The organism is Leeuwenhoekiella sp. MAR_2009_132, assembly GCF_000687915.1.
In the GTDB taxonomy this organism is placed as follows: domain Bacteria; phylum Bacteroidota; class Bacteroidia; order Flavobacteriales; family Flavobacteriaceae; genus Leeuwenhoekiella.
This window is the reverse complement of record NZ_JHZY01000004.1, coordinates 444187-458734: the sequence shown is the minus strand read 5'-3', so window position 1 is coordinate 458734 and position 14548 is coordinate 444187. Positions and strand designations below refer to the sequence as shown.

Here is a 14548-nt window from a genome sequence, read left to right as displayed (position 1 = left end):
AAACACTCATGAATTTACCAGAAAAATTAAGTCAAGCCGTTAAAGATGCAGTACGAAACCTTTTTAATGCCGAATTAAACGAAGTAGAACTACAACCTACACGCAAGGATTTTGAAGGTGATTTAACGGTTGTGGTATTTCCTATTTTGCGAGTTGCTAAAGGAAACCCTGCGGTTATTGGCGAGCAAATAGGGGCCTATGTAAAGGAGAATCTTACCGAAATTTCTGATTTTAATGTGGTTAAAGGTTTTCTGAATCTGGTTATAGCAGACAGTTACTATTTAGAGTTTTTTAAGCAAATACGTTCTATAGAAAATTACGGACATAAATCTGCAGAAGGTAAGGCTTTGATGGTAGAGTACTCTTCACCAAATACGAATAAGCCGTTGCATTTAGGCCACGTACGCAATAATCTGTTAGGATATTCTGTAGCAGAAATCATAAAAGCCTCAGGTAAAAAAGTTTATAAAACACAAATTATAAATGACCGTGGGATTCATATTTGTAAAAGTATGCTTGCCTGGAAAAAATTTGGTGAGGGTGAAACACCGGAGTCTACAGGTTTAAAAGGAGACAAACTGGTAGGTAATTACTACGTGAAGTTTGATAAAGCCTACAAAGAAGAGCAATCATATCTAGTAGCTCAGGGAAAGACAAAGGAAGAAGCAGAGAAACAAGCTCCTTTAATCCTCGAGGCACAGGATATGTTACGCAAATGGGAATCAGGAGATAAGGAGGTAGTTGCGCTTTGGGAAATGATGAACAGCTGGGTTTATGCAGGTTTTGAAGAAACGTATAAAAATCTGGGTGTAGATTTTGACAGTTACTATTATGAAAGCAATACCTATTTATTAGGTAAAGATAATATTGAAGAAGGCCTTAGAAACGGAGTTTTTTATAGAAAGGAAGATGGTTCAGTCTGGTGCGATTTAACAGCAGACGGTCTTGATGAAAAAATAGTTTTGCGTAGCGATGGTACTGCGGTATATATGACGCAAGATATAGGTACAGCAATACAACGTGTAAAAGATCACAACGATGTAGGCGGAATGATTTATACGGTAGGTAATGAGCAGGATTATCATTTTAAAGTCTTGTTTTTAATTCTGAAAAAACTAGGATATGACTGGGCTGAAAACCTGTATCATTTAAGCTATGGAATGGTAGACTTGCCAAGCGGAAAAATGAAAAGCCGCGAAGGTACTGTAGTTGACGCAGATGATCTTATTAATGAAATGACAACCACAGCAGGCAATATTGCTGAAGAATTAGGTAAGCTTGATGGCTATAGCGATACAGAGAAGCAGGAGTTGTATAAGATAATAGGGCTGGGTGCATTAAAATATTATATTCTTAAAGTAGATCCTAAAAAACGTATTCTTTTCAATCCCGAAGAGTCTGTAGATTTTCAAGGAAATACAGGACCTTTTATACAGTATACCTATGCGCGTATTCAGTCTATTTTGAGAAAGGCAGTAGATAATGGGGTGCCGGTTACTGCAGATCATAATGACTTACATCCTAAAGAAAAAGAACTGATAAAGCAAGTCGCTTTATATCCTGAAACCATAAAATTAGCAGCAGAAAATCACAGTCCGGCTTTAATTGCTAATTACACGTATGATTTGGTTAAAGAGTTTAATTCTTTTTACCAGCAAGTTTCGATTTTAGGAGCAGATAGAGATGAAGAGAAAAGCTTCCGCGTAGCGCTCTCAAAAAAAGTTAGTGAAGTAATAGCATCAGCTTTTAGCTTATTAGGAATAGAGGTTCCTGAGCGTATGTAGATTTTAGAAATTTATGCGTAAGGAGGCATTGGGCGTAATTCCTAGCGAAGTATTTACGATAGCTAGGGTTTCTTGTCTATTTTCAGGATTAACTTCATAATACTGCTGAATTGTGTTTTGAGTATCTAGAATGTTGAGAACGCCTACAGTAAATTTTGACATAACTTTTTGCCACTTAAATTCATAAGCTAGAGAAGCATCTAACCTAAAAAAATCATCTAGATTTTCGGCGTTAGGTAATCCATAATTTACAACGCTATAGTTATTGCCAGCTGGTAAGGTTTCTGGCTCAATAGGTTTTGTATATGGTCTGCCACTTCGGTATGTTGCACCAGCTGCAATTTTTAAATTTTTAAAGATTGCATAATTTGTTGCTAGCGTAAAGGAATGTCTAATATCTGTATTGTTAGGAAACGAAGCTGGGCTTAATTTTTCAAAGGTATAATCATTTTGTGAAAACGTATAGGTAAGCCAAGCACTTGCGTTGCTTAAATTTTTGTTCAAAATAACTTCAATACCATTTGCAGTATAACTTCCTGAAGTCTTAATGAATTGAAATTGATTTTGAAAACCTTGATTTGAAGCTGTAATACCAGAGACCCTTTTATAAAACCCTGTTATGTCTATAAGCCAGCCCCGATGATTGTAGTCAAAACCCAGAGATAGTTGTTTACTGCGTATAAGTGGGATATCATTATCGTTAGCTAAAATCCATCGTCTATTTTCAACGCCTAGAAAATCATTTTCAAAATCAATAATTTGAGTGGCGGTCTGATATTTAAACTCACCCTGAAGTTTTACTGAGAAGTAGTTTGCAAACTTTTGCCGGGCATTAATTCTGGGCTCAATGCGAAGCTTTTTAAATTTTTCAAAATATGAAACCCGTACACCAGATCTAAGAAACAGCCCCTTATATTCTAAAGATAAATCATTAAATATACTGTGGCTCCGTAATACGTTTTTTTGCCGTTGGTTAAAAAGAGGTTGGTTAACACGAGTTACATTGCGTATTCCGGTTTCAATAAATTGATATCCATGCAACCAACTTAGTTGTGGAGATAATAGTAGTGTGCCTTTGTATTTTATACTGGTTTCTAACACCTCATTTTCTTGATCTAATTGCTGTTGCGAAGCTGTTTCAAACTCTTCAGAATCTATATTGTATTTGGTATAATAAGCATTTATATAGGTCGTGTACGCGTTGGACCACGTGGAGCTGAGATTTACACCAAAGGCTAGATTTTTTTGTGATAATTGACTTTGTTTAGCGGGAATATTCTCTTCGGTAGTAGTTTCTTCATAAAAAAGATCATTGCTAATTTTGATAAAGCTTAAGCGTATTTTTTGCTTGTCGTTGAAATTGTAAAGCATTTTCCCTGAATAATCGTAAAACGAAAAATCTGAGGAGGTTTGTTGATTTGGATTTGTAGTTTCTTGTTGATTATTAATTTCAGAGTCCTGAAAACTACGTTTGTAATAGGCTTTATAGGTAGGTGTTTGCAATTGATCTGTTAGAGATCTTCTGCCAGAAAATTGAAAGGCAAGTTTATCACTTAAAGGTATCTGTAGAAATGCATCTGTACTTAGGGCATTTAAACCCACGCTGCCTGTTAAGTTTTTGTCTATTTTATCTGAAGTAAACATACTTACAGTGGCGCTAACACCACCACTATATTCTGAAGAAGTTCCATTTTTTCCTACTTCTACGCGTTCTGTGAGGTTGGGATTGTAGGCCGAAATCAACCCAAAAAAATGACCTGAATGATACATAACTATATCATCCCACAACATTAGATTTTCGTCTTGAGTACCACCTCGTACATTAATATTGTTTAAACTTTCATCAATACTTTCTATGCCCGGTAACACTTGTATAGTTTGTAGAACATCGGGATCTGTGAGTCCCGGCAGAATACCAAATTTTTTACTGTTAATGATTAATTTATCATCCTGACTGCGTTGTAACCCTCTAGTGAGAAACCGAGTAATTACAATTTCTTCTAAATTAATTTTCTCTGGTGTAAGCGGTATATTTAAGCAATTTCCGGTAGTTGAGACTAGCTCTTTTACAGGTATAGTAGAGGTTTTATAGCCAATAAAAGAAATTGAGATGTTAAGATTTACTGTTTCAGTAACGATGCTGAAAGCACCATTATTATTTGCTATAGAGCCTTGATTTTTACTTAAACTTATACTAGCACCCGGTAATATTTCACCTGTTTCTGAATCAGTTACCACCCCACAGAGTGAGATGTTTTTTTTAGAAGGAGAGATGGTAATATACCGCTCATCTAGTGCTATTGCTTCAAAGGAGGTTTTAGTATTTAAAAATATAAGAGCTTCGTTAAGCGTACTAAACTTTAAATTTGATGGTACTTTAAAATCTGCAATAGTCTTTACGCCGTATGAGAATTTAACATCAAATTGATTTTCCAGTTGAGTTAGCAATTGCTCTAGAGCCTGACCTTGATTATTTTGAGTATAACCAGGCAGGTTTACATATAACAAAATTATGATTAGAATGTACCACTTTTTAATTTGCATACAAGCGAATGGTTTTCTTTCCTATATATTCAAAATTTAATCCTAAGGGAATAGCCACAGATTTCAAAGCTTTTTCTAAATCTGTTGTACTAAAACTGCCCGTAAATAATTGCTTTAGGTCTATATATTCAGTAGTGATTTTCACATCGTACTTTCGTTCTAATTCATTTATCACGTATTTAACAGGTACCTCATCAAAATTGCTTTCATCTGTAATCCATGATGGTTGTTTGGCAGCAAGGCCGTCTATTTTTTCTCCTGAGCCATTTATAAAACGGTACCGCTCACCCGATAATAGAATTATTTTTTGATTATTAAAAGTTACGCGCACTCTGCCCTCATAACATTGCACTTCAAAATAATCATTGTGATCTCTTACATTAAACTGAGTTCCTAAAACTTGTACAACTCCTGTAGTTGTTGTTACCTTAAAATCGCTTCCCTTTGTTACTTTAAAAAAGGCTTCGCCTTCTAAATTTACTTCACGGTTCCCTTTTTTCCACTCTTTAATAGTGTAAGAAAGCCTACTTTCCGAATTTAGCAGAACATCTGAAGCATCAGGTAGTTGTGTTTGTTTTGTTTGTGCAACTTTGGCTACGGTATCTATCTGCCGCTCACTAAAAATAAAGTAGGTTGAAAATAATAAAATTACTACCGCCGCAGCCGCAGCACCCATCCATTTAAAATTAGGTGTTACTAATTTTGATTTGGTTCTTTCTTCTAATTTAGTCTTTAAATCTGCATAGCTTTTTGTCAAATCTAATTGCTCAGTCTTCAGGTTAGTAGAATAATTCGCTATTTGAGCATATTTTTTATAATCAGAGGTTTTTTTAAATGCTTCTAATTCTAAAGGACTCATTTCGCCATTAAGCCATTTTAATATGTTTTTTTCATTTTCCATAAACGCTATTCTATGAGTAAGACAACCATAATTTGAAATACCCTACTTAGATATTTAGATATTAGGTATTTCAGCTCTCAATGCTTTTAAAGCTAGACTCATTCTTTTTTCTACGGCTTTGATTGAAATGTCTAACAGTTCTGCAATTTCTTTGTATTTTTTTCCGTCAATTCTATTCATTAAAAAAACCTCTCGCTGACCTTCACTCAGATTAGAGATTGCAGTTCGTAGTTTTGATTTAAATTCTTGTTCTTCCAGTATAAATTCAGGATCTTGAAAAGAGCGATCCTCGGTAAGAGTTTTTTTCTCATAGTTAAGCACAACTTTTTGATGCTTTACACTATTTAAAAATTGATTATTTATAGTCGTAAATAAATAAGTTTTTGCTTTTGAGAATTCAATACGATTACAATTCTCCCAAATTTTAATAAATGCCTCTTGTGTTAAGTCAAGTGCCTGTGACTCATCTCCACATTTATAGAATGCAAAATTTTTTGCGCCTTGTATTAGAGAAATATAAAAATTCTGAAATACAGTTTCTTTACATAAATTATTTAATTCTGAAATTTTCAAAGCATTAGGGAATTACAGGAGCTTATTATAAATTAAAAAATAACAAAATTAATCTTTATTATTTTTGAGGTAGGGTAAATAGATTTTAAGTTGTCTTAGTGTTGAATGTGATAAAATTTAAATTCAAATCTAAATTTAATAATTATGAAAAATTTGAAATCAATACTAGGAATTTTTACGATTGCTACACTTTTGTTTACCTCCTGTCAAAACGAAGAGGACGTTTACATAGATCAAGGAAGTGAGACTAATGCGTCTAATTCAAAAACTGCAGATTTACTAACGCGTAATAATGCTTCTGATGGGTCTAACGATGATATACTAGATGGGATTAGTTGTGCTTCTATCGTATTTCCTGTTGTAGCAACTATAAATGGTCAAGAAGTAACTTTAGTTAGTGAGTCTAGTCTTAGTCTTGTTGCAGAACTTTTTGCAAAATTTACAAATGATGATGATTCGGTAGAATTTCAGTATCCTATACAAGTGCAGTTAAGTAACTATTCTAAAGTTACCATTGCAAATCAACAAGAGTTTGACGCTTTAAGGAAAACTTGCGAAAGCAGTGATGAAACAAGAGACGACGCAATCTCGTGTTTAGATCTTAACTTCCCAATACGCGTTTTTACTTTTGATGCAAATGCACAACAAACAGGAAGCGTTGTCTTAACTAGTAAACAAGAGACTTATACTTTTATTAGCGGCCTAGATGAGAATCAATTTTTTAGTATTCAATATCCTATAAGTGCGTCTTCTGAAAGTAATAGCCAGATCGCTATAAATTCTGATCTTGAATTTGCAGAGCAACTAGAATCGTGTGAAGCGAGTGATGATTTAGAAGATGAAGCAGAAGCAGAAGCCTTAAATTTGAGAAAAGAACTAGAAGGTTTTCTAAGTGATACTACATTTAAAATCGATTCTGGCATTAAAGCAGGAGCAGATTTTACGTCAAATTTTGCAAATTTTACATTTAATTTTGCAAATGATGGCCAAGTTAAAGTACGTAATAAGGTTACAAATATTTTAGAAAATGTCGAAGCTGAGTTTGAGACTGAGTCAGAGACTGTGGTTCTTCTTGATTTAGAATTTGAAGGAAACTCTAGTTTTTCAATTCTCAATGGTACTTTTAAAGTAATTTCTCAGACTTCAAGCAAAATAGAACTTGAGAGCAGAACAGACAGTAGTTTTAAAATTGTTTTTTCTAAAATTTAAGACCATTTTCTACAATGATAAAGCTATATCGTATTTGCGATATGGCTTTTTGTATTTAAAAAATATCAAGCTTAAAAGTTATTGAAGTGATAGCATCAGCTTTTAGCTTATTGGGAATAGAGGTTCCTGAGCGTATGTAGATTTTAGACATAACATATAAAAAATAAAAGCGGAACTAAATAAATAGTTCCGCTTTCAGTTTAAACCTTTTTATTACTAACTAAAATCGCTTAAACAGTTTTCTTATTTTCGGTAGACATTATAGCGAGATTATATACAACCAGGCCAAATCCTATTTTGTTAATTGCATCACCAATGTTATAAATAACATCCATACTTAGACCATCAAACCAGCCGCTATAAAATCCGGGAGTTCCTGCCATATATCCTAAAGGATAAATTGCCCAGCCTACTAAAACAAACCAACATAAGGTCTTGTGTGCTTTTAAAACGTGCCCACCGGCACTAGTTGCTAGTTTTTTAGCACTTCCCAGCCAGATATCGTATACGATTACAAAGTAAGCGATACCCGAAATTAAGCCCCAAATTTGTGCCTGATCACGATAAATAGTTTCCCCGATGTAACCTGTAACCAGCATTACAACAGAAAGGAAAATAAGGCGCCACATTAAAGAGCGTTTTGCACCCGCAACTCTTAAAATCAGATAAAATTCAACACACATTAAAGGTACGGTAAGAACCCAGTCTACATATCTAAAGAAGGTAGGTGATTCTGAATAGTCTTCCCAGTATCCTCTCATATAGAAGTAATGTACGGCTGCAATAAATGTAATTAATCCTGAGACTAGAATTGAAGTTTTCCATTTACGGTCAAAGTCGTTCATTGATAAGAAGAAAAACGCTGATGCAGCCATCATAGCCATGCTTCCCACAAAAAAGGTGAAGCCAACGTAGTCGTCTGTCGCCATTTGTGCAATGGCACTAAAAGTCATTGTAAAAGTTTTCATAGCAATATTTTTTTTGTTTAACTAAATTTACAAATCTTTGAACATAATAATTGCATTTTTAATAAATTTTATTTGTAAAAATTGCATTTTTCTTAAAAATAATACGTGTTGAGGTCATTATTAATAATCATAACTTTTTTTTTACTCTGGGTAAGTTCTTTTTTAACACCCTGGGGTGAAAATTTTTGTGGTCTTATTCTAATATTGACCATAGGAGTATTACATGGTTCAAATGACATTAAGCTTCTTGTGAATTTAGATGCTACAAAAAGTAATTTGAATTCTAAGTGGCGCTATCTCTTGTTTTATATACTAATCGTAATTCTAGGAGCGGTTTGTTTTTATCTATTGCCTACAAGTGCATTACTTTTATTTATAGGTATAAGTGCCTATCATTTTGGAGAACAGCATTGGAGTAACCAATTTATATCTAGAGCACGTAAAACTAAGATTTATGCGTTTTTTTATGGTCTAACTATTTTCTTGCTCTTATTTTATTTTAATCCCCTTGAAGTTCAGGAAGTGGTAGTAAACCTGACGGCATTTGAGGTGCCGTTAAGTTGGTTTCTTCCTCTGTTACTAACAAGCCTCGGTATTCTGTTTATTCTTACGTACGTGTACCGAAATCTGCTAACTTGTAATTTTGTTTTAGAAGGGTTCTACCTACTTATATTTAGCATCATTTTTAGTAGTACTCCCTTAATTTGGGGTTTTGCTATTTACTTTGTGATTTGGCATAGTATTCCTTCGCTTAACGATCAGCTTATTTTTTTATATGGAGATGTTTCCCGAAGTAGCATATTTAGATATATAAAAAGCTCTGCTATCTATTGGTTTTTTTCGATTTTAGGACTTTTGGGAGTATATTTTTTCGTGGGTACAGATGTTGCTATGCTGCTTCCTATTTTGTTTTCTTTTTTAGCGGCGATTACATTTCCGCACGTTTTTGTAATTGATCAAATACAAAAGATGTAAACCTTTAATCTCAGTAACAAAATCATTAAATTTGTAACCGTATTCCGTAATTTGGAATTCTGTATTTCGAAAATTTCTCGAAACATAAAATAAGAATCCATCAATTGCCTCTTTAAATTACAGGAGGTTGTTTATTTGAGAACCTATGTTTGATAATTTAAGTGATAAGTTAGATAAGGCGATGCACGTGCTTAAGGGGCACGGTCAGATTACAGAAGTAAACGTAGCCGAAACTCTTAAAGAAATACGTCGTGCACTTGTAGATGCAGACGTAAATTATAAAATCGCAAAAGATTTTACCAGTACCGTTAAGGATAAAGCACTGGGGCAAGATGTATTATCTGCGTTAAAACCGGGTCAGTTAATGACTAAACTGGTTAAAGACGAACTCACAAAATTAATGGGAGGAGATGCAGAAGGAATTAATCTTTCTGGTAATCCTACTGTTATTTTAATGTCTGGTTTGCAGGGTAGTGGTAAAACTACTTTTTCTGGGAAGCTGGCAAATTATTTGAAAACTAAAAAGACCAAAAAACCTTTACTTGTAGCCTGTGACGTGTATCGTCCTGCAGCGATAGATCAACTTCACGTGGTGGGAGATCAAATAGGCGTTGAGGTATATTCTAACAGAGAAGAGAAAGATCCTGTAAAAATATCACAAGCCGGTATTGCTCACGCAAAAGCAAATGGTTTTAATGTGGTAATTATAGATACCGCGGGTCGACTTGCTGTTGACCAGGCAATGATGAATGAGATTGCGGCTGTGCATAAAGCAATTGAACCTCAGGAGACGTTATTTGTAGTTGACTCTATGACCGGTCAGGATGCTGTAAATACCGCAAAGGCATTTAATGATATTTTAAATTTTGACGGGGTTGTTTTAACAAAATTAGATGGAGATACCCGTGGTGGTGCAGCTTTATCTATTAAAACGGTTGTTAATAAACCCATTAAATTTATAGGTACTGGTGAAAAGATGGAAGCTATTGATGTCTTCTATCCTTCCCGTATGGCAGACCGTATTCTTGGGATGGGAGATGTTGTATCTCTTGTAGAACGTGCTCAGGAACAATTTGACGAAGATGAAGCCCGTAAGCTGCAAAAGAAAATTGCTAAAAATCAGTTTGGTTTTGATGATTTCTTAAAGCAAATTCAGCAGATTAAGAAAATGGGTAATATGAAAGATCTTATCGGGATGATACCCGGGCCGGCAAAGCCTTAAAAGGTCTTGATATAGATGATGATGCTTTTAAAGGTATTGAAGCTATAATACACAGCATGACTCCAGATGAGCGTACGCAGCCTTCAATTATTAACAGCAGTCGTAAAAAACGTATTAGTAAAGGATCAGGAACTTCGGTACAGGAAGTCAATCAATTATTGAAGCAGTTTACTCAAATGAGTAAAATGATGAAAATGATGCAAGGAGGTGGCGGAGCCAAGATGATGCAGATGATGAATAATATGCGATAAAATTAGTTAAATGTTAATGGTTAAAAGTTGTAAGTGCTTTTCCAATAACAATTAACGCCTAACATTTATTATTGAATATGACTATTCTAGACGGAAAAAAAACCAGTGATGATTTAAAAAATGAAATCGCTCTGGAAGTTAAAGAAATGAAAGCCAGAGGTGAAAAAGTACCTCATCTTGCAGCGGTTTTAGTAGGGAATGATGGTGCGAGTCTTACTTATGTAGGAAGTAAAGTGCGTTCTTGTGAGCGTATAGGTTTTGATTCTACGTTAATTAAGTTAGCTGAAGAAACTACTGAGGAAGAACTTCTAGATCAAATAGATAAGCTTAATAAGAATCCTGAAATAGATGGGTATATTGTGCAGCTTCCGTTACCAAAACATATTGATGAGCAAAAGGTACTACTTGCTGTAGATCCAGATAAAGATGTAGATGGTTTTCATCCTACAAACTTTGGCAAAATGGCTCAGGATATGCCGGTTTTTATTCCTGCTACACCTTTTGGTATTATGGAATTATTAAAGCGCTATAATGTTCCTACTGAAGGTAAACACACTGTTGTAATAGGTCGCAGTCATATTGTAGGGCGTCCTATGAGTATATTAATGTCTCAGAAAGGTAACCCGGGTAACAGCACCGTAACTCTTGCTCATAGCCGTACAACTAATTTAGAAGAATTAACTAAACAGGCAGATATTATTATTACCGCATTAGGTGTTCCTGAATTTCTAAAAGCAGATATGGTTAAAGAGGGCGTGACGATTATAGATGTAGGTATAACTCGAGTTCCAGACAAGACTAAAGAACGTGGTTACCGCATTACTGGTGATGTAGACTTTGAAGCGGTAAGTAAAAAAGCAGATTTTATTACTCCTGTTCCTGGTGGAGTAGGACCTATGACTATCGCAATGTTGTTAAAGAATACTTTGCTGGCAAGAGCAAGACATAATGCACTATAAGTTTAATAAATAGGTTACAATAAAAAAGAGGTCTTTATAAAGACCTCTTTTTTATTAGGATTATAATATTTTATTTCAACAGATGCCGTGCACCCAGAGCAGCACCTATAATTCCTGCGTGATTACGTGTATGAGCCGCCATAATAGGAATATCAGTTTTAAGATATTTAATATATTCATCTAAGTTTTTACTGGCGCCACCACCTATTATTATAAGTTCGGGTTGACTAATTTGACTTACTAACTGAATAAATTTATTAAAGCGTTTTCCCCACTTTTTAAAACTCATTTCGTTATCTAGACGTACCCGACGAGAAGCAAATTCTTCAATTGAGGTTTTCTTCTTGTACTTCATTTGTCCCAATTCAAAATTAGGAATGAGTTCGCCATTAAAGAAAACACCACTTCCTATACCGGTTCCTATAGTTACGGTTATAACCAGACCTTGCACTCCTTTCCCAACACCAAACTCCATCTCTGCGAGACCAGCAGCATCTGCATCATTCATTACATTTACAGGTAAGCCTATTTTTTGAGAAATCATATCATCTACCTGTAAACCCAACCAGGATTTATCAAGATTACCATGTTCAAGGGCTTTACCTTTATGAATTACTGTAGGAAAACCAACACCCACAACACCTTTCCAATCCCAATTTTTTACAACTTCGGCAATCGTTTTTACCATTGCTTTAGGTTCACGGGGCATTGGAGTGTCTAGTCTAAATCTATCGCCTAAATATTTCTCCTGATCCAGATTAACAGGTACTCCTTTAATACCAGATCCTCCTACATCAACTCCAAGAATTTCCATATAATGTGTTTATTCTTAATTATAAATTTGCTTAAAAACGTTTTCTTATTTTAAGCTGTTTGCATTAATAGCTGGCAATTTATTGAAAAAGCACAAAAACGAAGAGAAGAATACAAAAAATATATAAAAGCCAATACGGTTTTAAATTTGTAGGATTACTACCAAATAGAATTTTAACCCATTTGAATACCATAGGTCTGTTTTTGGCTATAAAATTATAAGCATGATCACTCAACCACCTAAAAGCGCTGTATTTTATATACCATCTGTGAAAAGGATAATCTTTAGAAGGAATAGACTCATACAATTTATAAGCAGAATCGGGACCGCTATAAATAAACCCATCTAAATCTATAAATCGGCTGGCTTTTTTAAATTCTTTAAGTGGGATATCTGGAAAATTTTGAGCAGATTCCTGAAATGTTGTATAATAAACAGCATCGCCCGTCGCAAATTTCCAGCGGGTGACCCAAAATTTACAGAAACCACATGCTCCATCCCAAATTAAGATAGGTTTACTATTAGGTATATGTGTTGTTCTGTTAAGCTTCTGAAACATCAGTGTTTAATTCTTCTTCAAGTTGAGGATCAGAGTCTCCATATTCGTGCTTGTAAATTTTTACAATTAGTAAGAATAAGCTGATGACTAGTGGTCCAAATATTAACCCTATAAAACCAAATAAAGGCACACCTACTATAACTCCAATTAAAGTAACTAAAGGATGTACGTTTGCTAGTTTTTCGAGTACATAAAGTCTAATAAGATTATCTGTAGATCCTACTACGACTAGACCGTAAATAGCAATACCTACTGCTTGCAAGTTGTCACCACCCGCTACCATTAGAATAACAACTGGGACAATACCTAATAAAGTTCCCACAAATGGAATCATACTTCCTATAGCTGTAATAACAAACCAAAAGAATGGATCGGGTACCCCAAAAATGAGAAACCCTATCAAAGCTACTACACCCTGTGCAATTGCTACAAGTGGTATTCCCAGTGCATTACTCTTTACCATTGCAACACTTTCTTCGCCAATACGTTTAATGCTTTCAGCATCTAAAGGGATAAATGCAAACAAAGATTTGCGCATTTCGGTACGATTTATAAGCATGTAATAGAGCATAAAGTACATAATACCTACAGCTATAAATACATTAAAAGTGCCACCTGCAAAATTCTGAAGGTTTGTAGATACCCAACTGGTAATAGAGTTGGTATCTATGGATTCGCTAACCTTAAAGCCTAAATCTGCCTCCCAGGTCCCCACTTGTTCTTTAACAACTTCAATCACCCGTTCTGAGTTTTTTACAGCTTTTCCTATTTTATTGGTAAGCATCATCACGGTTAGCCCTATAGGAACAATAATAATAAGAAAAGAAGCGAGCATTGCAAGACCAGCCGCTAAACCGGGTTTCCAACCACGTTTTACCAGTTTTTTTACAAACTTACGTAGTAAAACGTATAAGGTTATCGCTCCTAATACCCCAGATAAATAAGGAATCATCTCCTCAAGGATTAGTATAAAGAGGAATAGTATTAAAATAATTAAAAAAAGCTGCCTTACGAGTTCTGGTTTGAGTTTATTCATTTTGCAAATAGTTGAGACATGTCTTTAAAGCTTTTAAATTCTAAAGCATTACCACAAGGATCATAAAAGAACATAGTGGCTTGCTCACCTACCTGACCTTTAAATCGAATGTAAGGTTCAATTACAAACTGTATATTTTTAGCTCTTAATTTATCTGCAAAAACCTGAAAATGTTCCCAGTCGAGGACCACACCAAAATGAGGTACGGGAACGTGTTTTCCGTCAACCTCATTATGATGTATTGTGGCCGACTCTTCTTTAGGTTTGTAGTGAATTACTAATTGATGCCCAAAAAAATCAAAGTCAACCCACTCATCTGTACTGCGACCTTCAGCAAGTTCTAAAGTATCGCGGTAAAATATACGGGCTCTTTGTACATCGTCAACAGGTATTGCAAGATGAAATGGTGAAGGCATGGTTAGATTAGGTTTTTGGTTAGTTGTTTCTTAAAGCTTTAATAAGTTCTTTTTTGGTCATTTTTGAACGACCGCTTATGTCAACGTCTTTAGCCTGCTCGTATAATTCTTTCTTAGTGCGGTCTTCATACTTTTCAGCTTTACCACCTTTTTTGCCAGAATCTGGCGTGTTTGCTATACGTGCAGATTTTTCTTTGCTGTAACCCTTATCGCGTAAAGCTTCGTATTGTTCTTCATTTTTTACAGAAGGAATTCGATCTGCCATAATTTTAAATTAAAAGGTGTTATTTAAAATTATAACGAATATACGAGTTGACAACCCGCATTAACACAGGTT

General features: G+C 34.8%; 13 protein-coding genes and 1 pseudogene. 5 read left to right on the top strand and 9 right to left on the bottom strand.

The genetic code is table 11. From position 1 onward, the window contains the following. Positions 1–8 precede the first annotated feature (8 nt). Entirely contained in the window at positions 9–1784 is a 1776-nt protein-coding gene (argS, locus tag P164_RS10355; protein ID WP_028376318.1) for an arginine--tRNA ligase, read from the top strand. A 3-nt stretch (positions 1785–1787) separates the two neighbouring features. Here argS and P164_RS10350 read toward each other — a convergent pair whose 3' ends face one another. Genes P164_RS10350 through P164_RS10340 form a run of 3 tightly spaced genes read right to left on the bottom strand, consistent with a single transcriptional unit; the run spans position 1788 to position 5796 of the window. After that, complete coding sequence (locus P164_RS10350; RefSeq protein WP_028376317.1) at positions 1788–4328, bottom strand: carboxypeptidase-like regulatory domain-containing protein; 2541 nt, start codon at positions 4326–4328, stop codon at positions 1788–1790. Beyond that, positions 4318–5229, bottom strand: coding sequence for a FecR family protein (locus P164_RS10345; protein WP_028376316.1), 912 nt, complete (start codon positions 5227–5229; stop codon positions 4318–4320). The genes P164_RS10350 and P164_RS10345 overlap by 11 nt, the downstream gene beginning before the upstream one ends. 54 nt (positions 5230–5283) lie before the next feature. Next, entirely contained in the window at positions 5284–5796 is a 513-nt protein-coding gene (locus P164_RS10340; RefSeq protein ID WP_028376315.1) for an RNA polymerase sigma factor, read from the bottom strand. Positions 5797–5946: 150 nt separating this feature from the next. Between P164_RS10340 and P164_RS10335 the strand changes: the two genes are divergently transcribed. Beyond that, entirely contained in the window at positions 5947–7011 is a 1065-nt protein-coding gene (locus P164_RS10335) for a hypothetical protein (protein ID WP_028376314.1), read from the top strand. A 230-nt stretch (positions 7012–7241) separates the two neighbouring features. On the opposite strand, the gene P164_RS10330 is transcribed toward P164_RS10335, so the two are convergent. Beyond that, positions 7242–7979 carry a bacteriorhodopsin-like gene (locus P164_RS10330; RefSeq protein ID WP_028376313.1) on the bottom strand — a complete coding sequence of 246 codons (738 nt, stop codon included), beginning with the start codon at positions 7977–7979 and terminating at the stop codon, positions 7242–7244. Positions 7980–8087: 108 nt separating this feature from the next. Between P164_RS10330 and P164_RS10325 the strand changes: the two genes are divergently transcribed. The 3 genes and pseudogenes from P164_RS10325 (at position 8088) to P164_RS10315 (ending at position 11386) form a co-directional block, all read left to right on the top strand. Then, positions 8088–8954 (top strand): Brp/Blh family beta-carotene 15,15'-dioxygenase, encoded by an 867-nt coding sequence (locus P164_RS10325; protein ID WP_051621331.1) that lies wholly within the window; start codon positions 8088–8090, stop codon positions 8952–8954. A 145-nt stretch (positions 8955–9099) separates the two neighbouring features. After that, a pseudogene (gene ffh, locus P164_RS10320) lies at positions 9100–10427 on the top strand (signal recognition particle protein). 77 nt (positions 10428–10504) lie between these two features. Continuing rightward, the gene (locus P164_RS10315; protein WP_028376311.1) at positions 10505–11386 is read left to right on the top strand and encodes a bifunctional 5,10-methylenetetrahydrofolate dehydrogenase/5,10-methenyltetrahydrofolate cyclohydrolase; all 882 of its coding nucleotides are present in this window, start codon (positions 10505–10507) and stop codon (positions 11384–11386) included. A 70-nt stretch (positions 11387–11456) separates the two neighbouring features. Here P164_RS10315 and ppgK read toward each other — a convergent pair whose 3' ends face one another. The 5 genes from ppgK to P164_RS10290 form a co-directional block, all read right to left on the bottom strand. Beyond that, complete coding sequence (gene ppgK, locus P164_RS10310) at positions 11457–12200, bottom strand: polyphosphate--glucose phosphotransferase (protein ID WP_028376310.1); 744 nt, start codon at positions 12198–12200, stop codon at positions 11457–11459. A 79-nt stretch (positions 12201–12279) separates the two neighbouring features. After that, positions 12280–12759: a thiol-disulfide oxidoreductase DCC family protein gene (locus tag P164_RS10305; protein ID WP_028376309.1), complete on the bottom strand. Its 480-nt coding sequence runs from the start codon at positions 12757–12759 to the stop codon at positions 12280–12282. Then, a complete protein-coding gene (locus P164_RS10300; protein ID WP_028376308.1) occupies positions 12743–13795 on the bottom strand; it encodes an AI-2E family transporter in 1053 nt (350 codons plus the stop codon). The genes P164_RS10305 and P164_RS10300 overlap by 17 nt, the downstream gene beginning before the upstream one ends. After that, the gene (locus P164_RS10295; protein WP_028376307.1) at positions 13792–14211 is read right to left on the bottom strand and encodes a VOC family protein; all 420 of its coding nucleotides are present in this window, start codon (positions 14209–14211) and stop codon (positions 13792–13794) included. The genes P164_RS10300 and P164_RS10295 overlap by 4 nt, the downstream gene beginning before the upstream one ends. A gap of 19 nt (positions 14212–14230) precedes the next feature. Further along, positions 14231–14476, bottom strand: a complete 246-nt coding sequence (locus tag P164_RS10290; RefSeq protein ID WP_028376306.1) for a Rho termination factor N-terminal domain-containing protein — start codon at positions 14474–14476, stop codon at positions 14231–14233. Between the last annotated feature and the right edge of the window lie 72 nt (positions 14477–14548).